The following is a 25,532-nucleotide window of genomic DNA, read 5'->3' as shown; positions in this document are numbered from 1 at the left end:
CAAAGTGCGCAAGTTCCAAATGTAAATGTGTGTTAACTGCGCAAGGTGCGCAAGTCTCAAACGTAAACATGTGTTAACTGCGCAAGGTGCGCAAGCTTCCTAATGACCGATTTAAGATAAACCGCTATGTTCAAAACCTATCATATTAATCTAACAATTTAAGAAATGAAGAAGTACAATCATGCAGGAAGCAAGACAAAATGCTTCCGAATCGTCGTTCTTTTGGCATTACTGATAAACGTGATGACGATTCATGCACAGTCCTTAGTCAAAGGAACTGTCACGGATACCAATGGAAATCCGCTTATTGGTGTCACCGTGCAGAATGCTACAACGAAAGGAGGGGCTGTCACGGATATCGAGGGAAATTTCTCGGTTCAGGCCAAGAAAGGCGATCTGTTGAAAGTCTCATACGTGGGCTACTTGACGCAGAACCTTCGTGCCTCGGGAACTCACATGACCGTTACGTTGAAGGAGAATGTCAGTTCGCTCGATGAACTCGTAGTTGTGGGCTACGGCGTGCAAAAACGGCGAGACATTGTGGGTGCGATTGATAAAGTGTCGGGCGATGTCGTAGAGAACCGCGCCAATACCAACATCACACGCTCCCTGCAAGGGCAGATTCCCGGGCTCACCATCACGCAGACCGACGGACGTTCCACCCGTGGTGGCGGTGTCCATATTCGTGGTAACGTGAACTCTATTGGCGCCGGAGGCTCGGCACTTGTGCTTATCGACGGCGTGGAGGGAAGTCTCTCGCAGGTCAATCCCGATGATGTGGAAAGCGTTTCCGTGCTGAAAGATGCATCGTCGGCAGCTGTCTATGGTGCGCGCGGAGCTTTTGGCGTTATTCTTGTTACGACCAAAAGTGCGAAGGCCGGGAAAACCGTCGTGAAATATTCAGGGCAGGTTTCGCTGGTTAAGCGTACGGTGAAGTATGATGTCGTTACGAATGGCCTGCAGTGGACGAATGATTTCTACGAGGCTTATATGGGATATCGGGGAACTGAGCCCAGCACAATCAATAATGTGTTCAATGCCCACAACAGAAGTTGGAGTGATTGGTATTCAGAGCTGCAGCGACGCGACGCCAATCCGTTGCTTGAGAAACAGCGCACCAACGATAACGGTTACTACGAATACTACGGCAATACCGATTGGTTGGGAGCTATCTACCGCAACAACAACTTCGCTACCCGGCACAACATCTCTATCAGTGGTGGTTCGGACCGTTCGACTTTCTACGTCAGTGGCAGATACGATGGTAACAACGGCATTTATAAGGTCGGCAACGAACGTTTCAACCGATATAACATCCGTGCGAAAGGTATGCTGAAGCTCAATCGCTGGCTTCGCCTGGAGAACAATACCGACGTTTTCCTGCAAGACTATCATGAGCCTATCGTTATGTATGCTTACGACCGTAACAATTTGGATACGCGCATACCTATACAACGGCAGTTCGAGACGCAGGGCTTCCCCGTTGCCACCATAAGGAATACAGATGGCACTTGGACGCAGGCAGCTGTATACACAGGTTACGCAGGGTTTGCAGAAGGAACCTCGTGGCGTCAGAATAAGTGGTCTAACATCACCAACACCACGACCCTTTATGCGGATATCATCAAAGACGTGCTACAGGCCAAGGCCGATTTTACCTACAAGCGAAGTCATCAACGGCGAGAGCAGGTCGGCAATATTTATGATGCCATGATTTCTCCTACGGAAAAATGGTCATGGTCTAACTATAGTCATCTTGAGCATCGCTACTACGACACAGAATACATGGCTGGGAGTGCCACTCTCACTTACACTCCGAAGCTTCTCGGCGGACATTATCTCAAGGGTATGGGAGGCTGGAATCTTGAGCAAGAGAAATATCGTTCTACGCGTGCCATGCGTCAAGGACTACTTGAACCAAATATGCCTAATTTCAATTTCACCGATAGTGACGCTTACTACATTAATGATAATGGTTCCTATGATTGGGCTTTCGTAGGTTTCTTCTATCGCTTGAACTATAATTGGAAAGGACGTTACTTGTTGGAGACAAGCGGCCGTTATGACGGAAGTTCCAAGTTCCCGACTAGCCAACAGTGGGGTTTCTTCCCTTCGGCGTCCTTGGGTTGGCGCATCAGCGAAGAACCTTGGATGGAACCGCTACGCACACGCTTCCTCGATAACTTTAAGTTGCGTGCATCTATGGGAGAGGCCGGAAACGGACTCGTATCTCCCTATCAATATCTCTCAACGATGAGCATTCATCGTGGCACCAGTGTTATTAACGGTAAGCTGGCCAATTATACACAGGCTCCTGCTCCTGTACCAAGTGGACTTACTTGGGAAAAGGTTATCACCTATAACTTTGGTGTTGACATAGATATGTTTAAGAACCGTTTCACCTTTTCTTTTGATGTTTATCGGAAAAACACGAAAGACATGTATGTTGTCGGTGATGAGCTTCCTGCCGTGTATGGCAATAATGCTCCAAAGGGCAATAATGCCGACATGCGCACCGATGGTTGGGAAATCAGTCTTGGTTGGAGGGATCGTGTAATGGTTGCCGGTAGCCCTCTCAAATACCATGTCAAGGCAGCTTTGTGGAATGCTAAAAGCAAAATCACCAAATATACCGCTACCACTAACACTCTCACCTCTTATTATAAAGGTAAGGAAGTTGGCGAGATATGGGGATTCGATTGCCTTGGATTCTTTCAGAGCAAAGAAGACGTGTTGAAATCTCCCGACCAAAGCTGGCTCCACAACTATAACCGTTCTGGCCAGATATGGGAGGCTGGCGATCTGAAGTTCAGAGACGTCAACGACGACAAGAAAATTAATATAGGAAACAACACGCTTGAAGACCATGGCGATCTTGTCAAGATCGGTAACACGACTCCCCGCTATTGCTATAGCTTCAGTTATGGCGCTGAATGGAATGGTATTGGCTTTTCGATGTTCTGGCAGGGAGTGGCTAAACGCGACTGGTATCCCAATAGCGAGGCCGGCCTTTTCTGGGGAAATTATGGACGCGTTTACGGATATGACCTGCCTTGGCAGAACGCTTCCAACCGTGCTGGAGTCGATGCAAACGGAGACATAACCAATCCCACGGCTTATTGGCCTCGTCTACGCGGTTACATAGCAGAAGACAACAAGGGAACGCTTTCCCGTAGAAATAACCGTTATCTGCAGAACGCTGCTTATCTGCGCTTGAAGACCGTCAGTCTCTCTTATGCCTTCTCGCAAAATCTTATATCCAAGTTAGGACTCACCAGCCTTGTGGTCTACGTCTCAGGAGAAAATCTTCTGACGATTACACCACTACACAAGTGGGCGAAGAACTTCGACCCTGAGGTGATTAGCTCGGGCGACGCTTCTGGATGGAACGGACAGACCGGCACTGCTGGCGACGGATATAGTTATCCGATGCTGAAGAGTATGTCTTTGGGACTCAATATCACTTTCTAATGAATAACTACATATAGACGAACAGCCTTATGAAAAAGATATATATATGCTTGGCCCTTACCGCACTTTCTTTCTGTGCTTGCGACGACTTCTTGGACCGAAAGCCGATTGCCAAGATGGATTCAGAGAAGTTCTTTGCCAATGAAGAACAACTTCAACTTTATGCCAACGGACTGTACATCAACATGACACCGGATGCAGAAGAACTGACTACCGGAAAGTCTACATGCGATTACTTAGCTCGCAATACCACCGATGCTCTTCTTCAGAAGAACTTCACCGCTAACCAAATGTCCGGTTGGACGATAGGAGCTTGGAAAGACCTTTTCCGCGTAAACTATTTCTTGGAGCACATGGACAGGGCCAATTGTCCCTCAGAAGTGATAAATCACTACCGAGGGATTGCAAGGTTCTGGCGCGCATACTTCTATTTTGACAAGGTGAAGACCTATGGTGACGTGCCATGGTATAACCACACGATAGACTCCAAGGATATGGTAGCACTCTACAAACAGCGTGACGACAGGGAAGCTGTAATGGACAGTGTACTGAAAGATATTAACTATGCTTGCGACCATATACGCAACCGCAGCGAAACCACCATAACACCATGGATGGCGCTTGCCCTTAAGTCGCGTATATGTCTCTTTGAGGGAACTTATCGCAAGTATCACGCAGTCAATCCTTCGACCGGACAACCTTGGAAAGAGCAAAACGCTTCTGAAAGATTCCTCAAAGCTTGTATAGACGCATCTGAAAAGATTATCAATTCGGAACAATTCAATCTCTATAATACCAAGAACCCCGAAACCGACTACAGATACGTCTTTCAACAGGAGAAACCTGTAGCCGAAGAAGTGATTTGGGCCAAGGAATATAGTGCGAGCCTAAGCTCGTTCCATAACCTTACGCAGGTTTTCGTCTCTTCGGGCAATCTGTCGAATCGCTGGTCACCGACGCAGGAATTCGTTAATACCTATCTTAATCGAGATGGAAGCCGCTTTACCGACGACCCTGACTATTCTACGAAGGGCTTTGCCCAAAACGCTGCCAACCGAGATTGTCGACTGGCACAGGAGATCATGATGCCCGGCTACACAAAATCCAATAATAACGGAAAGGCAGTTGCAACTAACCCCAACTGGAGTGTAACAATGACAGGATATCAGATTATTAAGTACAACATGGACGGCACATACTATGAGGTGACCAATCATTGCAGTAACTCGGTTCCCGTTATCCGCTATGCAGAGATATTGCTCAACGAGGCGGAGGCCAAGGCTGAACTCGGGCTGATGACAAACAAGGTTTGGGACCAAACGATACGCCCCATCCGAGTGCGCGCCGGTGTCAAAGGTAGTGCACCAGTCACAGCTGACCCTTATCTCATCGCTTACTACAACAACACGGTGACAGATAAATGGATACTTGAAATCCGACGCGAGCGAGCTATAGAGCTTTTCCTTGAAGGCGGAGGGTTGCGATATGACGACCTTATGCGATGGCGGGCAGGCGATCTGCTTACGAAAGATTTGGGTTCCATTTACATCGGCAGTAAGAACCTTGCCGTGGATTCCGACGGAGACGGTAAACCCGACCTCATGGTTGTTGACAAAGTTCCGGGGAACAAGGACAAGGATATCACCTACATTGATTTAAGCAAGACACGCTTCTACACGTTTAGAGACGGTCGCCTCTATGTTGCAAACAATAATGTGTGGGAAAACAAGAAGTACGTTCATCCCATTCCAACGGCAGCAATCGTGAAGAATAACAACCTCAAGCAGAACTATGGATGGGAATAACCCGACCCATAAGAAGTGAAGAAGGACTTTAAATATAACCATTTAGCAATATAATCAGTATGAAAAGATACAGCATCTTCAAATGTGCAGTGTTCATGATGACACTCCTATCGCTACTGGGTGCTTGCAGTGACAACAGTGAAACTGTTCTTCTCGGAAGCGATGACCAACTGCGGTTCTCTTCGTCGGAGACGAGTAAGAAGTTCACTGTGTGTGCCACAGGAGAATGGAAGATTACAACCGATGCCCCTTGGCTTTCGTTCAGCAAGCGCAGTGGCGAGGGCGACGGACAGACGCGCGAACAGATAGTGGTCACGGCAGCCCGGAACACAAGCTCCGCCCGACAGGCTTCCTTTCATTTGTCGGCCGGTGGAAAGACACTCGTCGTGAATTGCGAGCAAGAGGAAGGCCGTCCCTTCGCCTTTGGCGCAATCGGCCTCTCTGCTTCGTTGCAAGTAGGGACTTCTGTTGCAGGCATCATGCTCAACATTCCTTACGAGTATGGTTACAAAGGTATGAAGCTCACGCTCCACACCGCCTTCAGCGGAGAGGGTTCCGAAGGACTGACCGCGGAAGCTCAAAGCTTCACGCTCGACACCGACAAAGGAATGCTGTCGGTTCCTCTTGGCGGAAAGCCTGTCAAGTCGGGTAGCCTCGTCATCACCGTCAGCACTGATCAGGCAGAGATAGCCCCCGTTGTCCTTAACACCACGGTCAACGACAGAATCATTCTCGAACAACATTTCGACCTTTGCATCTATGGAGGAGACTTCGTTGCGGGCAAACCGGGGAACATGCCCGTATGGGTTAAGGACGAGAACGGAAAGAACATTCCACCCACTCCGCTCGGTGAACTGCAGCCACGAACGCCCAACCACGACGGCTCCAACGACCTTTTCTCAACAATGGCCCATTCCTATCTTGTTTCCAAGGGACTCGACTCATGGGAAGGCACCAAAGTCTATGAACGGCCCGGCTACGTGAAGATTGGAACGGGAAGCGCTGTTGGGAAGATAGCTACCCCGACCTTCGCTGCGCTTGGTACAGAAAATGTCGATGTAGTGGTAAGTTTGAAGGTAGCCGAGTGGCCCGATGAACAGGACGGAAAGCTTGTCGTCAGTGTCGAAGGCTCGGGAACGGCTTCGCTCTCCACTTATGCCTATCTGCACAAGAAAGCTAAAAGCGGAAGCGAATGGGAAGAAGTGAAGTTCACCATTCAAGGCGCATCAGGAAACACGCGCCTCGTCTTCACGACCAAGGGAAACAAGCGCTTCGCTATCGACGACCTTATTGTTTCAGTAAAATAAATCAAAGCATATGAAAACAAAACTAAAGAATATCCTTTCACTGTCAGTGCTGTTCATGCTGACTTTCCCTGTTGCTTCGTGCGGTTCGGGCAGCGACACGCCATCGCCCGCCACTCCCGGCGGAGGGGCTGAGTCTTTCAAACCCAAAGCCGGAAACGACCTCTATGGACAGATTACCGACGACCGCGGACAAGGAGTGCCCGATGTCGTAGTGAGCGACGGCTATCAAAGTGTAGCAACCGACACCAAGGGATGGTATCAGATGAAACGCCGGAGCGGAGCACTCTATGTGAACTATTCGGTTCCGAAGGATTACAAGGCCAGTACAACGGCATTCTACAAGCCTCTCAAACCGGCAGAGAAACGCTACGACTTCAAACTTACCCGTCTCAATGGTGACGAGACCCACTTTAACCTGCTTGTCATGGCCGACCCTCAGGTGAAGAGCAATCGTGACGTAGAGCGATTCAAATCGGAGACGATGCCCGATGTCAGGCAAACCATCGCGAACAGCAAACTTCCCATCTACGGGCTATGCCTCGGCGACATTGTTGACGAAAAGCATCAGGAGCTTACCAATTCCATGAGGGTGCTCCTGCAATCTACGTCAATGCCTTTCTTCGTGACCATCGGCAACCACGACAAGCAGACGGGAAAAACCGGAGACGAGGTAACGAAGAACTTCCGCGATAACTTCGGTCCCCTCAACTATTCATTCAATCGGGGCGACGTCCACTTTATCTGCCTTGACAATATCCTTTACAACTCTACCAAGGACTATAAGGGAGGCATCACCGACGATGTCTTGGCCTGGATGGAAAGCGATTTGAAGTATATATCGAAAGACAAGATGATCGTTGTCTTCTACCATATACCTTGGCGACAGACGAACAACAGGAACCGCACTGCGATGATGAAGCTACTCGAAGGCTACGCCAACTTGCTGCTGCTCTCCGGCCATACGCACTACCAAGAGAACTTCCACGGCACACAGCCTTATCGTTTCGCCGAGCGCATACATGGCGCAGCTTGCGGAGCGTGGTGGCACTCCAACATCTGTGGCGAGGGCACTCCTAACGGGTATCAAGTCTACGAGATAAAAGGAACCAAGGTGGTGAACAACTACTACAAGAGCACCGGATACGAGAGGAGTTTCCAAATCCGTCTTCACCATGGCACGGGCTCGTGGGGAGGGGACCACGGTTCCTTCGGTTACGAATTGTCGGCCGACTACATTGTAGCCAACGTTTGGAACTACGACACAAACTGGAAGGTTGAAGTGTTTGAAGACGATGCCTATAGCGGAGAGATGATCTCTTCGTTTGCAGACTACTTCAATCGCGACGCATGGGCGCGGGCCTATCACATTGGTGTTCTCGGGCGCAACCCCAACAACTACAGTCCGCTGACCACTCACGACTTTGTCTATAAACTCAAGAAACCGGGAGCCAAAGTGCGTGTCGTAGCCACCGACAACTACGGAAACCGTTACGAGCAAACCGAGTTTACGGAGGACCTCGAGTCGGCTCACAAGTGAAACCCACGCTCCAGCCCTTCCGAAAGGAGGGCGGAAGTGCTTTACGGGCTTGCCTCACGCTGCCTCTCTTTTTGAGGATTAGAATCAGTGTTTTGGGAGGAAGAATTAGCTTGCAGGCTTGATAGATGATGCATATTATTTCTTCCCGTATGCCGTAAGATTTCCTCCCGTATGCCCGTGAATTTTCTCCCGCAAGAAAATATTTTTTCTCCCGCAAAGAAATTTATTTCCTCCCGTATATAAATTACGTGAATTCGGTTGAAGCAGTTTCTTTAACCGAATTCACGTATAGAACAATCATTTGAATGCCTATTGGGAAGACTGTCGTCTTCCTATTGGGAACACGATTGTCTTCCCATTGGGAATGCGATTGCCTTCCCATTGGGAATACGATTGCCTTCCTATTGGGAATGCGATTGCCTTCCCATTGGGAATGCGATTGGACTTCCATTGGAGGTAGGACAGGACTTCTATTGGAAGTAGGATTGGACTTCTATTGGAAGTCCGATTGGACTTATATAAGGAGTCGGATAGGACTTATACTTAGAGTCCTTGACAACTTATACTTAGAGTCCCGAAGGACTTATACTTAAAGTCCTCGACAACTTATACTTGAAGTTGTCGAGGACCTTAAGTAGAGGTTCCCAAAGGGAGATACTGTCACTTTTTCACGTTGGCCTGTTGCAGTCCGTAGCCTTTCTTCTTGTCGATGGCAAGCAGGACGACGGCGATGATGATGGCCGCTATGCCGCAGCATGTGAAGAATGTCTCCATGCCGACGAACGTGGGGTCGGCTTTGTTGATGCGGCCGATGGCCATTGGGATAAGGCTCAGGCCGATGTTCTGGATATAGAAGATGATGGCATAGGCCGAGCCGAGGTATTTCAGCGGGATAATCTTCGGAACACTGGGCCACATGGCTGACGGAACCAGTGAGAAGGCGATGCCGAGGACAATCATCATGACGACGGCAAACCAACTGACGGGTAGCACGTGGAGCATGAAGATGAAGTGCACGAGGGTAAGTATCACGCTTCCGATAATCATGAGGGTTGCGCCCTTGCCGATGCGGTCGTAGATGATGCCGAAGAGCGGGGTGAGCCCGATGGTGCCGAGGGGTATGGTGCCGGGCAAGGAGCCTGCGAAGCTCTCGGACACGCCGTAGTTATCGACCATCAGCTTAGTGGCGAACTTCAGGAAGGGAAACACGCCGCTGTAGAACATCAGGCAGAGTAGGGTGATGCACCAGAAGCCGGGATTGGTGAAGATGAGCCGCAGGTCTGACAGGTGGAAACCTTCGTCTTCGGCAGTCTTGTCCTCCTGTGTCATAGCCTCTGCTGATGCGTCGAGTTTCTTGTCCATCACGGTGTAGACGATGAAAGCAAGGAAACCGATAATCAGCAGCACCATGCCTAACAGCACCGATGCGCTTACTTGGTTGCCGAAAGCCTTGGCAAAAGGCAGCGAACCGGCCATGGCGGCCGTGGTGCCCAATCGTGCAAGGCCTACTTGTACGCCCATGGCAAGCGCCAACTCGTGGCCCGTGAACCATTTGGTGATGACCTTCGAGATGGTGATACCGCAAATCTCACAGCCTACACCGAAGATGGCATAACCCAATGAGGCCACGGCGGCTGACATGGGTAGGGAGAAGTCGATGAAGCCGAGCGTGAACATCTTATCGCCGAAGTCGGTGGAAACGCCGATATACTTGATGAAGACGCCGACCACCATCAGTCCGCTGGCCATCACGCCGGTGAAGCGAATGCCCATCTTGTCCAAGATGAGTCCGCCGAAGAAGAGCATGAGGAGGAACACGTTGATGAGTCCGTAGCTGCCGGCAAAGAAGCCGTAGTCGCTCGACGTCCAACCGAGGCCGCCTTGTGCTTTCGGGGTTTCGAGCAAGACTTCGAGCGGCGACATTACGTCGGTGATGAAATAGCCCATCATCATGGTGAAGGCTACGATGATGAGCGCTGTCCAGCGTGCTCCGGCACTGTCGCTTAGTTTTTTTCTTATGAGTGCTGTCATATTCTTTTGAGTTCTTATTTATATTAGCGTTATTGTTTCAACCACTTGTCAAGCCAATTGAAGAAGGTGCGCTGCCACAGGATACCGTTTTGTGGCTTCAATACCCAATGGTTCTCGTCGGGGAAGAGCAGCAGCTCTGCGGGAATGCCCCGCATTCGTGCCGCGTTGAAAGCACCCATGCCTTGGTTGGCGTTGATGCGATAGTCTTTCTCGCCGTGAATGACGAGGATAGGCGTGTCCCATTTGTCGACAAAGCGATGCGGACTGTTCTCGTAGGTTTTTTTGGCCCGCTCTGACCGGTCTTTGTTCCAATAGGCGTCGTCGTATTCCCAATTGCTGAACCATGCTTCCTCGGTGTCGGTGTACATGCTTTCAAGGTTGAAAGCACCGTCGTGAGCGATGAATGCCTTGAAACGCTTGTTGTGATGTCCCGCAAGATAGTAGACGGAAAAGCCGCCGAAACTTGCACCGATGCATCCCAGTCGGTCTTTGTCTACGAAAGGAAGATTGTTTGCCGCGTCGTCGATGGCACTCAGGTAGTCGTCCATGCATTGCCCCGTCCAGTCGCCGCTGACAGTTTCGTTCCATTCGCTACCGAAGCCGGGAAGCCCACGGCGGTTGGGTGCCACGACGACATAACCGTGAGCAGCCATGATGAAGAAGTTCCAGCGATAGCTCCAGAACTGACTGACGGGGCTTTGCGGACCGCCTTCGCAGAAGAGTAGGGTAGGGTACTTCTTGTTGGCATCAAAGTGAGGAGGCAGGACAATCCAAACCAATTCCTCTTTCCCGTCAGTTGTTTTCACCCAACGCTGTTGCAGTTTGGGCATGGCCAACTGGTCGAGAATGTGTTCGTTCTCAAAAGTCAGCGGCACGAGCTTGCTCTTCTTCTCAGTCTTCGAAAGCGTGAGCAGGTAGAGATCGTCGGGCTGAAGCATCGAGTGGCGAGAGACAAGCAGGTTCTTGGTATTCCCCAACGGTTTGATGCTTCCATAATCATACCAGCCGTCTGTGAGTTGCAGCACTTTGCCGTCGAGCATTGCCTGATAGACATTTACGCAGGCATGCCAACAACCGAGGAAATAAACACACTTGCTGTCGTTGGCCCATACATAATCATCAACGTTGCTGTCGAAATTGTTTTTGTTGACGAGGTATTGCTTCTTGCCTGTGCTCAGTTCCATAATGCAAAGCCTGTTGAGATCGCTCTCATAGCCGTCGTGCGCCATACTCTGCCATGCAATGAACCTGCCGTCGGGTGAGAACTTCGGATTAACGTCATAGCCCACTTGCATATCTCCCTTTTGCAAGTTGACCTGCTGATTTCTCATCGTCTTGGTTGCATCGACTTGAGGGGCGGTATAGTCTGCAGGCTTGCAGAGATTGACGGTTTTGCCGGTTGTAAGGTCATAAAGATAGATGTCCGTGTCTGTGGAGATTGCATATAGCAGCCCTTCTTTCTTGCGACTGGTATAGGCTATCCGCTTAGAGTCTGTGCTCCAAGCCATCTGTCCTATACCTCCGAACGGAGCCACAGGGGATTCATAAGGTTCTCCAGCCATGATGTCTTTTTCATTGCTTATGCCATCCGGCGTAACATTGGCCACAAAAGGGTGAGCTATGGTCTCTACATAATGATCCCAATGACGGTAGTTCATATCGGTGATGAGCCTTCCTGTTGCTTTCGGTAGGTCGGTAGGGGTCTCTCTGATGGTCCCATGATAGGGAATACTTTTAATCATGATCACTTTACTACCGTCGGGTGAGAAAACAAAGCCTTCTATACTCCCTTTTGTTTTCGTAAGCTGTCTGCGGTCCTTACCCTCGGGGGTCATTGTCCATATTTCGCCACCACGCAAGAAAGCAATCTTCCGTCCGCCTTCTATCCAAACAGCATCACTTTCGTTTTTAGTATCTTGTGTAAGTTGAACCCTATTCTTGCCATTGATATTTTGGACAAAGAGCATCGTGTGGCTCTTGTTTTGTTCAACACTATAATAGGATACTTGATATACAATCTGTTTGCCATCGGGAGAAGCAGACGAGGCACCGATACGTCCCATGCCCCATAATGCTTCCGGTGTCATCAGGTCGGATTGGAGGTTCAATTTGTTGGGGCCTATCATCGCTTGTGCATTCGTTTTAGGCGAAGTGGTCAGTAGTCCTGCCATCATCGCAATAACAATACTTTTATTCATTGTATACAACTGAAAAAACACAGACTCGTCAATTGTAGGGCATAGCCTTTTGGCGAATCTGTGGTTGTCTGTTTGTTAGAGTCCTCGCTTCTTTTTATTCAATTCTTCTTGTTTACGGTGCAACTCTTCTTGCTGCTTCTTTTGTATTTCTTGGATAGCTTGCAAGCGAGCAGCCAGTCCGCTTTGCTTCTTTGGATTAGCCTTGTTCTCCTGATAACGTTTCTCAAGCAGTGCAAGTAGCTTTTTGTCGTTGGTTGTTTTGCGGAGTGTCCACATGATGGCAGCACTGAAAAAGAGGCTAACGAAATAATAGAAGTTCAGACCGGCGCTATAGTCGTTGAACATGAAGAAGAACATCACGGGCATCAGGAACATCATCCATTGCATCATCTTCATCTGATCTGCTTGCTGTCCTACCATTTGGTCTTTCTGCTGACGCATGGTCATCACGGTGTAGAGCACGTTGGCGACACAGAAGAGGATACATGTCAGACTCAAGTGATCGCCAATGAGCCAGATATTGTGGCTCCACTCCCAAACCGGGTCATAGGTACTGAGGTCATTTATCCATAGGAAGCTCTCACCACGTAGTTGAATGGCATTTGGAACGAAGTTGAACATCGCAATCCAAATGGGTGCCTGAATGAGTGTGGGCAGACAACCCGAGAGCGGACTCACGCCATATTTGGCATATTCGGCCATCATGGCTTGTTGTTTCTGCATTTGATCTTCGGGCTTGTCAAACTGTTTCGTAGCTTCATCAAGTTTCGGTTTCAGTACACGCATCTTGGCACTGCTCATATAGCTCTTCTTTACCATTGGGTAAGTGAGAAGCTTTAGGAGAAGAGTAATTAAGATGAGGACGATACCCATATTGATATTCATCCCTGTGAGGAAGTCAAACACGTAGAGGGTAAACCATCGATTGATGATGCGGAAGAGTGGCCAGCCTAGATAAACAAGGCGTTGTAACTGCAGGTCTTTTCCGAAATGACTTTCTTTCTCCATCTTCTGCAAAAGGCGGAAGTCGTTGGGACCATAATAAAATTCAAATTCAGAAGCCTGCTTACCCGTCGGATCGAAAGATGTTTTGAGTTTAGCTTGATACTCCTTTAGATAGCCGCTTGCCTTCGATTGGGGGATAGAGGTCATCAGAGCATTCTCCTGAAAGCCCGAACCGGAAATCATCACAGCACTGAAGAACTGGTTCTTGAAAGCTACCCAGTCTGTCTTATCCTTGATAGCCTCATCAATGACTTCTTTTCCTTCATTGAGATAATCCGTTCCGCCTTCGGTCTTATGATAAGTGAGCGTAGCATATCGGTTTTCAAAAGAGAATCCTCTTTCCTGTTGACGTACCTTGTCTTTCCAATCTACGTCAATAGTCTGCATACTTGGAGCAAAAAGTCCAGCCATTCCTTGTACGCTCATCTGCATGCGGAGCAAATAGTCGCTACCCAATAGATATTTCATTGTTAAGGTCTGCCCTTCACCAGCCTTGGCTGTAAAAGTTATGGTGGAGTCGGTTATATTAGAGGGCTCGAAATAGAGGTCAGCCGTATTGATATTGGCTTCTTTTGTGCTGAATATGTAGCTCAGGCTTTGATTCGTCTCATCAAAAAGTGTAACGTTCTTTTGGTCAGCCGCGCCATTTTTGACTTTTATATTATGGCCAACATATCCTTTAATGATAGCTTTTTCTACGGTTGCTCCCTTGGTGCTGAATGTCAATTCAACCCTTTTGTTTTTTAGCACGATCCTCCGAACATTTCCTGTCAGTGCGTTATGGAATAAGGAAGTCGTATCTTCCAATACCTTTTGTCTTGCTGCTTGTTGTCTTTGTTGCTGTGCTATTCGAGTTGCATTCTCCGATAGACTTTTTTTACTCTGTGCAATAGAGTCCTGCACAAAGGCGGCACGTTGTTCTTCGGCTGAAGGTTGGTTATACCAACTAAAGCCTATCAGGACAACCGCAATGAGCAGAAATCCGATGATGTTGTTCTTATCCATTTATTTTTTCTTATTTGCTATTGTTGTTTTCACAAAGTCCACAAACAAAGGATGAGGTTTGAGGACGGTAGATTGATATTCCGGATGATATTGTGTACCGATATACCACCTCAGGCTTGGGATTTCAACAATCTCAACCAAATCGCTCTCCGGGTTCTTGCCCACGCATTTCATGCCATGCTTTTCAAATTCAGCTTGGTATTCATTATTGAACTCATAGCGATGACGGTGGCGTTCTTGAATATTTTCTTTCTTATAAATATCGAAAACCCGACTTCCCTGTTTCAGTACGCATTCATAAGCTCCCAAACGCATAGTTCCACCCATGTTGGAGATGTTCTTCTGTTCTTCCATGATGTCGATAACGTTGTGGGACGTCTTCTCATCCATCTCTCGACTGTTGGCATCAGCATAGCCTAGTACATTGCGTGCAAACTCAACAACCATCATTTGCATACCTAAACAAATACCGAAGGTGGGTATATCATGCGTGCGGGTATAGTGAGCTGCAATCACTTTTCCCTCTATTCCCCGCTGTCCGAAGCCCGGACAAATCATGATACCGTCTTGACCGGCCAGCTTGTCGGCCACGTTAGCTTCGGTTATCGCTTCGGAATTGATGAAGCTAATATTGACCTTATGGTCGTTGTAGGTGCCGGCGTGGGACAGACTTTCGCGGATACTCTTGTAAGCGTCTTGTAAATCGTATTTTCCCACCAACCCTATATTAAGGGTTTCTTTGGCATGCTTCCTACGTTCTATGAATTCTTTCCATGGACCCAGTGTCGGAGTTTTACCAATAGGCTCACCCACTTTACGCAGGATAGCTTCGTCGAGTCTTTGGTTCTGCATGTTTACGGGTACTTCATAAATCGATGGCAAATCCTCGCTTTGTACCACGCAATCGAAGTCTACATTGCAGAACGCCGCAACTTTCTTTCTAATGGCATCATTCAAATTCTTTTCTGTGCGCAAAACAAGAATATCAGGTTGAATACCTATGCTCTGTAGTTCCTTGACACTATGTTGTGTAGGCTTTGTTTTGAGTTCTCCGGCTGCCTTGAGATATGGTACGTAAGTCAGATGAATATTGATGGCACGCTTTCCCAATTCCCATTTCATCTGACGTATGGCCTCCATAAAGGGTGCACTCTCAATGTCGCCGATGGTACCTCCGATTTCAGTGATAACGAAATCGTAGTGGTATTTCTGCCCGAGAAGTTTGATGTTGCGCTTAATTTCATCGGTGATATGGGGCACTACTTGGATGGTTTTTCCCAAATAATCTCCACGACGCTCTTTGTCTATGACAGCCTTATAGATGCGGCCAGTCGTCATGCTATTAGCTTTGGTGGTTTGAATGCCGGTGAAGCGCTCATAATGTCCCAAGTCAAGGTCGGTTTCCATACCATCAACAGTGACATAGCACTCACCGTGTTCATAGGGATTGAGCGTTCCGGGGTCGATATTGATGTAGGGATCGAACTTTTGAATGGTTATATTGTAGCCTCTGGCCTGCAGAAGCTTACCGATGGAGGCACTTATAATTCCTTTTCCCAGTGAGGAGACTACGCCGCCGGTGACGAAGATATACTTTGTTTCAGCCACAATTCTTTTGTTTTTATGTATTCGACGTGCAAATTTACCTTTTTTTTGCGAAATCGACAAGCGTTTCCATCAGAAAGAATAAGAAAAGCCAAGGCTTGCATACTCTTTGATTTGCCAATAACCGTAGTGGTCGTCGGGAGAAACGCCATCGTCAAAGCGAGGATAGATGAAGATGTTGCTGCTGATATAGCGATTGAAGCGGAAGACGAGCGTATTCTCCCATTCAATCTCACCGCGTCGATAAGTGGTGTAGCCGTAGAGTCGGGTCTTCCATCTGATCATTTCACTGAAGTTCCAAGCCAAGTCAAGCGTACATTCCGAACCGAGATCGTGCAGTGTATGCTCTCCTTCGCCGAGTCCGTAACGTTTACTCAGTCCCAATCGTCCGACGTATCTGAAGTTATAGGCTGCCGGAGCAAGGTGAATAGTGCCCGTGAGACGCTTGTCGAACCATGACACATTGTAATCCATACCAACAGAGAGGTTAGTGTTGACCGGACTAAGGAAATCACTGTAGACAAGGGGATCGTTGTTCTTATAGCCTCGCATGAACTGGGTATTGACAATGAGTTGCACGGTATAGTACCATCTCTTCGTGGCTTGAAAGCCCAGCTTACCCGTGTAGCGCAGCAAATCCTCGCTCGTTTTGAGCTTGTGTAAGTCGTCACTGCGCGAAGTCTGCAAGCCTAATTTCATCTCAAGCTTATTATCCCATTTCACTTTCTGCTTATTATTGTAGTTAGCTTGCATGGTCACTGCACCTACCATACTATAGTTACTCTCGCCACCTTTATACCAATTGCCCGATACAAAGTTCTGAATGAATTGAAGATAATAATCTCCTGCGTAACTCCAGAAGCGAGGCTTGTAGATTTTGATGCCGTAGTCGTCGGGTTGAGGGGTAGGGACGACCGTTTCAGAAATCGTATTCACCGGAAGTTGGCGGACGGTGGGTTTGATGGCTTTGTGCACCTCGCGCACCGGACCGACTGCTTCAAGCCGGCTTTCCGTGTTTTTGACGAGGTCCGGACGGGAAAGATAGATATTGAGCAATGCGTGGTCAATCAATGTAGTGCGTGCCGTAGTGTCGACTACATCGAAAGTGAAGGCCCTACGACTCACTCCCTTGTAGAATGTTGGCGGCAAGAAGAGTGGGGCATAGCTGCTTTTAAGCGTCGGCGTACTGTCGAAAGTTTCTCCGGCAAGGCGCAATTGCACAGCTTTCAAACTGTCGGTATATTGCTCGGTGATACTAAGCGTTCTGTTTGCAGGGAACATCTTTAGGAGTTGCGCTTGCGACGTGACGCCTGTTGCACATACAAAAATAGCTGTAAGGGTAGTCTTTAACTGTTTCATAATCTTTGGCAAAGGTAATGCAAAAATAGAAAATAACCAAAGATGAGGTCTGGAAAAGTATCGCTCAGGCTGATGCTTTGCCAAATTGTTTTTTTATTGCTGTCCGATAATGAATTTATTTCTTCCCGTATATAAATTTATTTCTTCCCGTATGAAAATATTTTTTCTCCCGCAAAGAAATTTATTTCCTTGCGGGAGAAAATTTATCTCCTTCCGTATGCCCCAAAATTTCTTCCCGTATTCCCATAAATTTGCAACCGTATATAAATTTATTTTAATACGTATATAAATTTATTTTAATACGTATACAAATTTATTTTAATACGTATGAAAATATTTTTTCTCCCGTATGCAAATTTATTTCCAACCGTATGAAACTTTATTTCCATTCGCATGAAACTGTAGTTTCATACGGATAAAACTTTATTTCCATCCGTATGGAATTTTGGTTTTTCCCGCTAAAATGCGTACTTTCGTGTATGTTGAAGATGTTTTGTTGTCGAAACAAAAAATAAAAGTAACAAAAAGGGCTGAAATCCAAACGAGGATTTTAGCCCTTTAATTTTATATGCGGAAAATGTTTGTCGGGTATAATCAAGTAATTAGTCGTGCCCTTTAAAAAGGGGTTATTTCAGGGATTTATAAGTAATTATACTCCTTTTTAAGGGGCGACTAATTATAGAGATGCCATGGTCGCACTGTCAATCCATTCATACACCATACTGCATACACCAAAGAGGAGAATGCCTGCTGTGCAGATAGCCAAAGCCAGCTTAGTGCTTGAAGCACTCTTGAAGGTTGACAGTGGATTTTCGTTGTGCTTGATATACATCGCCTTGACAATCAGCAGATAGTAGTAGAGACTCACTACAGTGTTGACCAACGCAATGAATACGACTGTATAGGCAAGTGCGCCGGCTGTCGTGCTGATTGATGCTCCTTTCACAGCGGCCATGAATACGAAGAACTTGCTGAACATACCTGCAAATGGAGGAATACCACCCAGGGAGAACAGTGCAAGCGTCATCAGGAAAGCCAAACGGGGATTGGTTTTGTAAAGACCATTGTAGCCCTCCATGTCAACTACGCCGTTATTATGCTCTTCAACGCTGCTGATAACCGAGAAAACGGCCATGTTAGCAGCAACATAAATAAGCACATAGAAACTCAAAGCCGTGAAGCTCATAGCAGAATTGCCGATAAGTGCCAACACGATATAACCCGCCTGAGAAATAGAACTGAAGGCCATGAAGCGCTTCAAGTCACGCTGGCGAATGGCAAAGAGGTTGGCAATCGTGATAGAAAGCACGATGACTATGAACAGAAGATACTGCCAATATTCAACCATCGGGGCAAACACTTTCATCAGAATGGCGCACAACGCAAAGGCTGCAGCACCCTTACTGACAACAGAAAGATAGCCGGTGACAGTTGTAGGAGCACCCTGATAGGTGTCGGCTGTCCAGAAATGGAAAGGAACCAAAGACAACTTGAACCCCAATCCACTGAAGAAGAACACCATACCCAAGACTGTAAGCGGTGTTGCCTGCATCTTCATGGCAAGGTCATCGAAATAGAGAGTACCCATAGCACCATAGAGGAATGAAATACCAAAGAGCATCACTCCACTTGAGAAGGTTGCTGTCAAGATGAACTTTGCAGCTGCTTCTGCTGAATTGTGACGGTATTTGTCAAGTCCCACGAGACATGCCATTGGCACAGAAGCCATTTCAAGACCGAGGAAGAACAATAGGAAGTGGTTAGCGCTGACCATCATGTTCATACCCAGCAAGGTCGAAATCATCAGCATATAGAACTCGCCTTCCTTAAACTGTGTGTCGGGACGAGACAGCCATTCACGACTTTGGATGAGCACTATGAGTGCACCCAAGGCAAGAATGGTCTTGATAATCCCGATAGCAGGCGTAGTATAATACATGCCACCAAAGGCTGTTGCTGCAGTTACAGGGAAAATATTGATGACAATATGCACGGTCATCAACAAGCAAACCAATGGATTGAACCACGCACGTGGCGATACAGCCTTGCTTTCGGCATTAGGCAAAACAACACGCTGAGCGGTCGCAAAGTCTGCAATGAAGATGATAACCAGAAGTGCCACGAGGGTCACTTCAGGTATCATGCTTAGAAATTGACTATAATCTATATTCATCATAAATCTTTATTCTTTATCATTTATAATCTACATTACAGTGCAGCAACGGTTGTACCAAGGATATGATTGATGATAGGACCAACAGAATCGCTGATGATATTGTTTGCCCAGAGAGGGAACATACCCAGACCTGCAACACAGAAAATCAGACCTCCAATAGCAAAACGCTCGTCCCATGTAGCATCATGAAGTTCGAAGAACTTGGGATTGGCAACCTTCTGGAAAAGAATCTTACCAACAACGCGCAGGATATAAACCGCTGTTACCACGATTGAAGAACATGCAATGATGGTGCAGACACGATGGAACATATCGCCATTCTGGAATGAACCAACGAAAATGGTCATCTCTGCAACGAAGCCGGAGAAGCCTGGCAGACCGAGATTGGCAAGACCTGCCACAACATAAGCCACGGAGAGGAAAGGCAAAACTTTCATCAATCCGCCGAGATAGCGAACGTCACGTGTGCCGGCACGGTGATAAATCATACCGATGCAGGCAAAGAACAATGCCGTCATCAAACCATGAGAAAGCATCTGAAGAACAGCTCCCGTGATAGCAGTCTGAGTCATCATGCAAAGTGCAAAGAGCACCATACCACAGTGGGAAACTGACGAATAAGCATTGATATACTTCAAATCGGTCTGTACACAAGCTGAAAGTGCACCATAAACCACGGAACAGGTGGTAAGGATAAGGAATATCCAAGAGAGTTCCTGTGCTGCTTCTGGAAGCAAATACATGGCTATACGGAAACAACCATAACCACCAAGTTTCATCAATACACCGGCATGAAGCATGGAAACTGCCGTCGGTGCCGATGCATGACCGTCAGGTGACCATGTATGGAATGGGAACAAAGCACCCAACACACCGAAACCAATGAAGATGAATGGGAAGAAAACTTTCTGAACAGATACAGGAATATTATGCAGAGCTGCAATCCCATTGATATTCATTGTGGTGGCACCACTGAAGTAGTAGATGCCAAGAATACCGATAACCAACAACGCACTACCTCCCATGAGCATCAACGTAAGCTTCATGGCGGCATACTCCTTAGGCCCTGTTCCCCATACACCGATAAGGAGATACATTGGTATCAAGGCTACCTCATAGAACATAAACATGGTGAAAAGGTCGGTCGAAATAAAGAAACCGAACACACCAATGCTCAAAAGAACAAACCAAAGGAAGTATTCTTTCTTCATCGGTTCAAGTTGCCATGATGCGAAAGTTCCCGTGAAAACGATAACGGCAGACAAAAGTATCATCACTACAGAGATACCGTCTACACCCACACTGTAGGCTATATTCAATGGAGCAAACCAAGGAACGCTATAGGTAAACAACATCAAATCGGTGTTGCCGGCATTACGCATCTGAATAAATGTGATAGTGAGCCAAATAGAAAGGCCAAGCAATGCAGTAGCACCGACAACCATCACGCCACGAACCTGATTATCGTTCTTTGAAAGCCAAAGACCAATAAGCATCAGGACTGGAATTACTACAAATAATGTTAATATATTCATTTTTTACTTGTCTTTATTCATGTTCATGATTCATTAGCTGAAAATACAAAGCAAGATCAGTGTCAATGCAATGGTACCTGTAAGGAACCATGAAGCGTATGAACGGACATCGCCACTCTGCCAAGGACGAATGGTCTCACCAGCCTCCTGAGCACCCCATGCCATGAAGTTGAACGTACCGTCAATCACCTGACGATCGAACCATGCAATTGGTTTAGAGAAACAATTGAACACAATCTTATGCGTAAAGAACTGCCATGCATCATCAATATAGAAGCGGTTGAGCGCTGCCTTGTGAAGATGTGGCATCTTCTTCTGCAACATATTAGGAACAGGGTTGTGCTTGGGGAGATACATCCATGTAGCCAATCCAATACCAATGGCTGCTGCCAAGAGACTGTACCATGCTACACTTGAGAATTCAAAATGTTGCAAACCGATTTCCATTGAATGGCCTGTTGCTGAAACGAAGTGTCCGAATGGAATCCAACCTACAAAAATTGAGATAACAGCAAGAAACACCAATGGCCCCCACATTACGAAAGGTACCTCTGCAGGACGCTTGCGGTGCTCTGGATCGAGTTCATAATAGCTCTTTCCCCAGAAAATAACATAGTAGAGACGGAACATATAGAATGCAGTCATCCCTGAAACAAGGGTCATAAACCAGCCAAGGAATGGAGAGAACTCAAAGCAAGCAGATACAATTTCGTCCTTTGAGAAGAAACCTGCGAACGGCCATACACCACCGATTGCTATACAACCAATGAGGAAACAGGCATTCGTGATAGGCATATACTTGTGGAGTCCACCCATATATTCCTTGAAGTTGCTTCCGATAATCACAATGATAGCACCGGAGCAAAGGAACAAGAGAGCCTTGAACATGGCATGTGTGAACAAGTGGAACATACTTGCCATATAGCCAAGACCACCATCATGGTTGTCAACAGCATAGCAAACGCCTAATGCAACAAGCATATAGGCAATCTGAGAAATCGTTGAGAAGGCCAAACCACGCTTGATATCGCGCTGTGCACAAGCAACAGCTGCGGCATAGAAAGCGGTGAAAGCAGCTATATAAGCTACCCAGTGAAGTTGTTCGGGGGCATATTCTACCCAGATTGGGAAGAGACTTGCTACCTGATAAACACCGGCAACAACCATAGTTGCAGCATGGATAAGTGCAGAAACAGGTGTTGGGCCTTCCATTGCATCTGGCAACCAGATATGAAGTGGGAACATAGCACTCTTACCTGCACCACCAATGAACATCAGGAACAAGGCTGTTGGAAGCACCCAAGCATATTCTTTAGCCACACTTGCAAGCTTACCAATCAGTTCAGGATTTGCATTCAGGTCGTAGTTGAACGTGCCAACATAGAAACTGAAGAACAAAATACCAATGAGGAAGAACAAATCGGCAAAGCGAGTAACTATGAAAGCCTTCTTAGAGGCATGCACAGCCGCATGCTTTGGATAATAGAAACCAATCAAGAGGTAAGAACAAACGCCCACAAGCTCCCAGAACATATACATCTGGAAGATATTTGTAGCAACGACCAAGCCCAGCATACTCATTGTGAAGAGTGACAGATAAGCATAGAAACGCTGGAAACCATGTTCGTATTCCTCAAACTTATAATGCTCGTCACGCTCGGCCATATAACCGAAAGAATAGATGTGAACCATGAAACTTACCGTCGTAATCACAATCAACATCATCACACTGATAGGTGTCAGGCGAAATCCAATATTGAAAGTAAGCAGTTCAGTAAACTTCAACCAGGTAAAATTGAAAACCGTAACTGTCGGGTACATGCCTGTGGCAGCATCCCGTCCGATGACAAAGAAATACTCATAGGCTGTATAGACAGACATTGCAAAAAGGCTGCCCAACATGATTGTACCGATAAGACCAGCTACCTGCTTCTTCATCTTCATGCCCAAGAGTCCCAGAACCAAGAAGCTCAGGAAAGGCAGAAGAAGTATTAAAAATGCATAACTGTATTCCATCTCTTTTAGAATTTCATGTTTTCAATACTGTTCACCTGATCACTATGGTAGTTACGGTAAACATTAATAATAATAGCAAGTGCCACTGCCGTCTCTGCCGCACTGACTCCTATAGAGAACAAGGTGAAGAAGAAACCTTCAAGCTGTCCGGGGAAAAGGAGACGGTTGAAAACTGCAAAGTTCAAGTCTACAGAGTTCAACACAAGCTCAACAGAAATAAGCATGGCAACCAAGTTGCGACGCGTAACAAAGCCAAAGACACCAATGAAGAACAAAAGTGTGCTGAGCACGAGATAACATTCTACAGGGATATTCATTTGTTATCCTCCTTTCTTGCAATCATAATACCACCAATGATACATGCCAACAGGAACAGTGAAATGAATTCGAAAGGCAACACATATTGATACTTGTCGCTTCCGAGAAGCGCTGTACCAATCTGTTCCATTGGAACCTCTGTGCTGATAGCCTGTACCGCAGCATGATAAAAATTGTTTTTAATAAGAACTAAACCTACCGTCACAAGACCTACAATACTCAAGAGAATTCCATTGACAACACGGCTGCCCTTGAAACGCTCAACAAGACCTTGCAACGTACGCTTAGACACAAGCTGAATGGCGAAGATATACATCATCGTGATACCACCGGCATAGACAGAAATCTGTGCAGCACCTAAGAACGTATAGTCAAGAAGGAAATAAATTCCTGCAACACCAAACAACACGAACAGCAGGAATGTTGCTGAGCGCATGATGCGTTTGGTCAGAACACACATGATAGCTGAACCAAGAATGACTACAGCTAAAATGCAAAACATAACTAAATTTGCCATAATCTATTACTTGGTTTTAGTATTAAACTTACCGATTGTTAATGGTGCACCACCATCAATCAGATTGGGAAGGCTACCACCTTTATATACTTCCTTGTCGAGATGATAAACCAACTTATCACGATCGAATACAGAGTTCTCGAAATCATTCACGAACTCAATAGCTCCGAAGTTACAAGCATTGACACAAAGCTGACAGAACATGCAGTCACCAAGGTCATACTGGTAGTCATCAAGTTGTTTCTTCTTGCGACCCGTTTCTGGGTTCTCCTCCAAATGGGCTACAATCTTGATCGTATCATTAGGGCAAGCTTTCTCACACATGGTACACGCCGTGCATTTATAGTTCTCATCTTCATCACGCAAGAAGACAAGACGGCCACGATGACGCTTTGCAACATGCAGGGTTGTCTTGCGGTTTTCAGGATACTGCTCCGTGGTCTTCGGCGTGAAGTATTCCTTCATCGTCACCTTCAGACCTGTTCCAAGTGTCTTCAGTGCAGCACCTATTTCACCGAAATATGATTTGTTATTTTCCATTTTAATTAAATTCCTTAATCAATTTCATGAAAGAATTAAACCAAGGCAACCCAAACGGTTGTCAAAGTCAGAATGACAAGCATCAATGGCATGAGATACTTCCATTCCAATTTCAATATCTGGTCAATACGAAGACGAGGGAATGTCCAGCGAATCCACATCAGAATCCACACAATAGCAAACGTCTTTACAAAGAACCAGATGATACCAGGAATGAAATCCATCACGGCATTGAAACCGTCAAGACCGGCTACATGCAAAGGCATCCAGCCTCCCAAGAACACTGTAGCAGCAATACCCGAGATAACAAACAGGTTCAAGTATTCAGCCAGATAATAGAAACCGAAACCCATACCGGAATACTCTGTATGATAACCGGCTGTCAACTCACTCTCAGCCTCTGCCAAGTCAAATGGGCCACGGTTAGCCTCGGCATTGCCTGCAACGAGGAACACCAAAAAAGCAAGCCATGTAACTGGGGTCTGGAATATAAGCCATGCCCCATGCTGTGCTTCCACAATACCACCAATCTGCATGGTACCTGTCAAGACAACTGCACTGATAAGGCACAGACATAATGACATTTCATAGGATATCATCTGAACTGCACCACGCATGGCACTGACTACAGAATACTTGTTGTTACTGCCCCAACCTGCCAAGAAGACACCAAGAATGCCAATACTCGAAATTGCTGTCAGCAGGAAAACGCCAACATTGAAGTCGAGCACAGCAGCACCTTTATTCCAAGGAAGGAAAGAAAATGTGCCGACAGATGCAATGATAACCAAGAAAGGAGCAATGTAATAAAGCATCTTGTCTGCCTTATCAACAGCAAAGATTTCCTTAATCAACATCTTCAATACGTCAGCAAACACTTGGAAGATACCCCAAGGGCCAACACGCATCGGGCCAAGACGACACTGGAAGTAGGCGCAAACCTTACGTTCCATGAAGATTAGCACGATAGCAATCAGTGCATAGGCTGTGAGAATGCAGATGCCTACCAGTACACACTCTATCAAAATCGACCAGAAATCTCCAAGATTCAACGTGTGACGGAGAAGACTGTCAATCCATCTTGTTACTATACTAAAATCATACATA

16 protein-coding genes are annotated in these 25,532 nt (G+C 46.7%); 4 read left to right on the top strand and 12 right to left on the bottom strand.

Going from position 1 to position 25,532, the window contains the following annotated elements; translation table 11 throughout:
• Positions 1-165 precede the first annotated feature (165 nt).
• Genes HMPREF9944_RS12015 through HMPREF9944_RS12000 form a run of 4 tightly spaced genes read left to right on the top strand, consistent with a single transcriptional unit; the run spans position 166 to position 8,120 of the window.
• Entirely contained in the window at positions 166-3,471 is a 3,306-nt protein-coding gene (locus tag HMPREF9944_RS12015; RefSeq protein WP_008566612.1) for a SusC/RagA family TonB-linked outer membrane protein, read from the top strand.
• Between the two features lie 29 nt (positions 3,472-3,500).
• Positions 3,501-5,276: a RagB/SusD family nutrient uptake outer membrane protein gene (locus tag HMPREF9944_RS12010; RefSeq protein WP_008566611.1), complete on the top strand. Its 1,776-nt coding sequence runs from the start codon at positions 3,501-3,503 to the stop codon at positions 5,274-5,276.
• Between the two features lie 59 nt (positions 5,277-5,335).
• The gene (locus HMPREF9944_RS12005) at positions 5,336-6,583 is read left to right on the top strand and encodes a BACON domain-containing protein (RefSeq protein ID WP_008566610.1); all 1,248 of its coding nucleotides are present in this window, start codon (positions 5,336-5,338) and stop codon (positions 6,581-6,583) included.
• 10 nt (positions 6,584-6,593) lie between these two features.
• Positions 6,594-8,120, top strand: coding sequence for a calcineurin-like phosphoesterase C-terminal domain-containing protein (locus HMPREF9944_RS12000; protein ID WP_008566609.1), 1,527 nt, complete (start codon positions 6,594-6,596; stop codon positions 8,118-8,120).
• Positions 8,121-8,780: 660 nt separating this feature from the next.
• Here HMPREF9944_RS12000 and HMPREF9944_RS11995 read toward each other — a convergent pair.
• From HMPREF9944_RS11995 to nuoH, 12 genes are all read right to left on the bottom strand, one after another.
• Positions 8,781-10,151: an MFS transporter gene (locus tag HMPREF9944_RS11995; RefSeq protein ID WP_008566608.1), complete on the bottom strand. Its 1,371-nt coding sequence runs from the start codon at positions 10,149-10,151 to the stop codon at positions 8,781-8,783.
• Between the two features lie 29 nt (positions 10,152-10,180).
• A complete protein-coding gene (locus HMPREF9944_RS11990; protein WP_044113729.1) occupies positions 10,181-12,349 on the bottom strand; it encodes a S9 family peptidase in 2,169 nt (722 codons plus the stop codon).
• A 75-nt stretch (positions 12,350-12,424) separates the two neighbouring features.
• Entirely contained in the window at positions 12,425-14,359 is a 1,935-nt protein-coding gene (gene yidC / locus HMPREF9944_RS11985) for a membrane protein insertase YidC (RefSeq protein ID WP_008566606.1), read from the bottom strand.
• Complete coding sequence (locus HMPREF9944_RS11980; protein WP_008566605.1) at positions 14,360-15,967, bottom strand: CTP synthase; 1,608 nt, start codon at positions 15,965-15,967, stop codon at positions 14,360-14,362.
• Positions 15,968-16,036: 69 nt separating this feature from the next.
• Positions 16,037-17,323 (bottom strand): DUF3078 domain-containing protein, encoded by a 1,287-nt coding sequence (locus tag HMPREF9944_RS11975; RefSeq protein WP_008566604.1) that lies wholly within the window; start codon positions 17,321-17,323, stop codon positions 16,037-16,039.
• A 676-nt stretch (positions 17,324-17,999) separates the two neighbouring features.
• On the bottom strand, positions 18,000-19,499 hold the full coding sequence (locus tag HMPREF9944_RS11970) for an NADH-quinone oxidoreductase subunit N (RefSeq protein ID WP_008566602.1): 1,500 nt from the start codon (positions 19,497-19,499) through the stop codon (positions 18,000-18,002).
• Positions 19,500-19,531: 32 nt separating this feature from the next.
• Complete coding sequence (locus tag HMPREF9944_RS11965) at positions 19,532-21,034, bottom strand: complex I subunit 4 family protein (protein ID WP_008566600.1); 1,503 nt, start codon at positions 21,032-21,034, stop codon at positions 19,532-19,534.
• A gap of 33 nt (positions 21,035-21,067) precedes the next feature.
• Entirely contained in the window at positions 21,068-23,050 is a 1,983-nt protein-coding gene (nuoL, locus tag HMPREF9944_RS11960; protein ID WP_008566598.1) for an NADH-quinone oxidoreductase subunit L, read from the bottom strand.
• 5 nt (positions 23,051-23,055) lie between these two features.
• Positions 23,056-23,367: an NADH-quinone oxidoreductase subunit NuoK gene (gene nuoK / locus HMPREF9944_RS11955; protein WP_004372602.1), complete on the bottom strand. Its 312-nt coding sequence runs from the start codon at positions 23,365-23,367 to the stop codon at positions 23,056-23,058.
• Positions 23,364-23,885, bottom strand: a complete 522-nt coding sequence (locus HMPREF9944_RS11950; RefSeq protein ID WP_008566597.1) for an NADH-quinone oxidoreductase subunit J family protein — start codon at positions 23,883-23,885, stop codon at positions 23,364-23,366. The genes nuoK and HMPREF9944_RS11950 overlap by 4 nt, the downstream gene beginning before the upstream one ends.
• Before the next feature lie 6 nt (positions 23,886-23,891).
• Positions 23,892-24,425, bottom strand: a complete 534-nt coding sequence (locus HMPREF9944_RS11945) for a NuoI/complex I 23 kDa subunit family protein (protein WP_008566596.1) — start codon at positions 24,423-24,425, stop codon at positions 23,892-23,894.
• Positions 24,426-24,460: 35 nt separating this feature from the next.
• The gene (gene nuoH, locus HMPREF9944_RS11940; protein WP_004376589.1) at positions 24,461-25,531 is read right to left on the bottom strand and encodes an NADH-quinone oxidoreductase subunit NuoH; all 1,071 of its coding nucleotides are present in this window, start codon (positions 25,529-25,531) and stop codon (positions 24,461-24,463) included.
• Position 25,532 lies beyond the last annotated feature (1 nt).

The organism is Segatella maculosa OT 289, assembly GCF_000243015.1.
Lineage (GTDB): Bacteria > Bacteroidota > Bacteroidia > Bacteroidales > Bacteroidaceae > Prevotella > Prevotella maculosa.
Note: the sequence above shows the minus strand (reverse complement) of the source record. Positions and strands in the feature narration are given on the sequence as shown.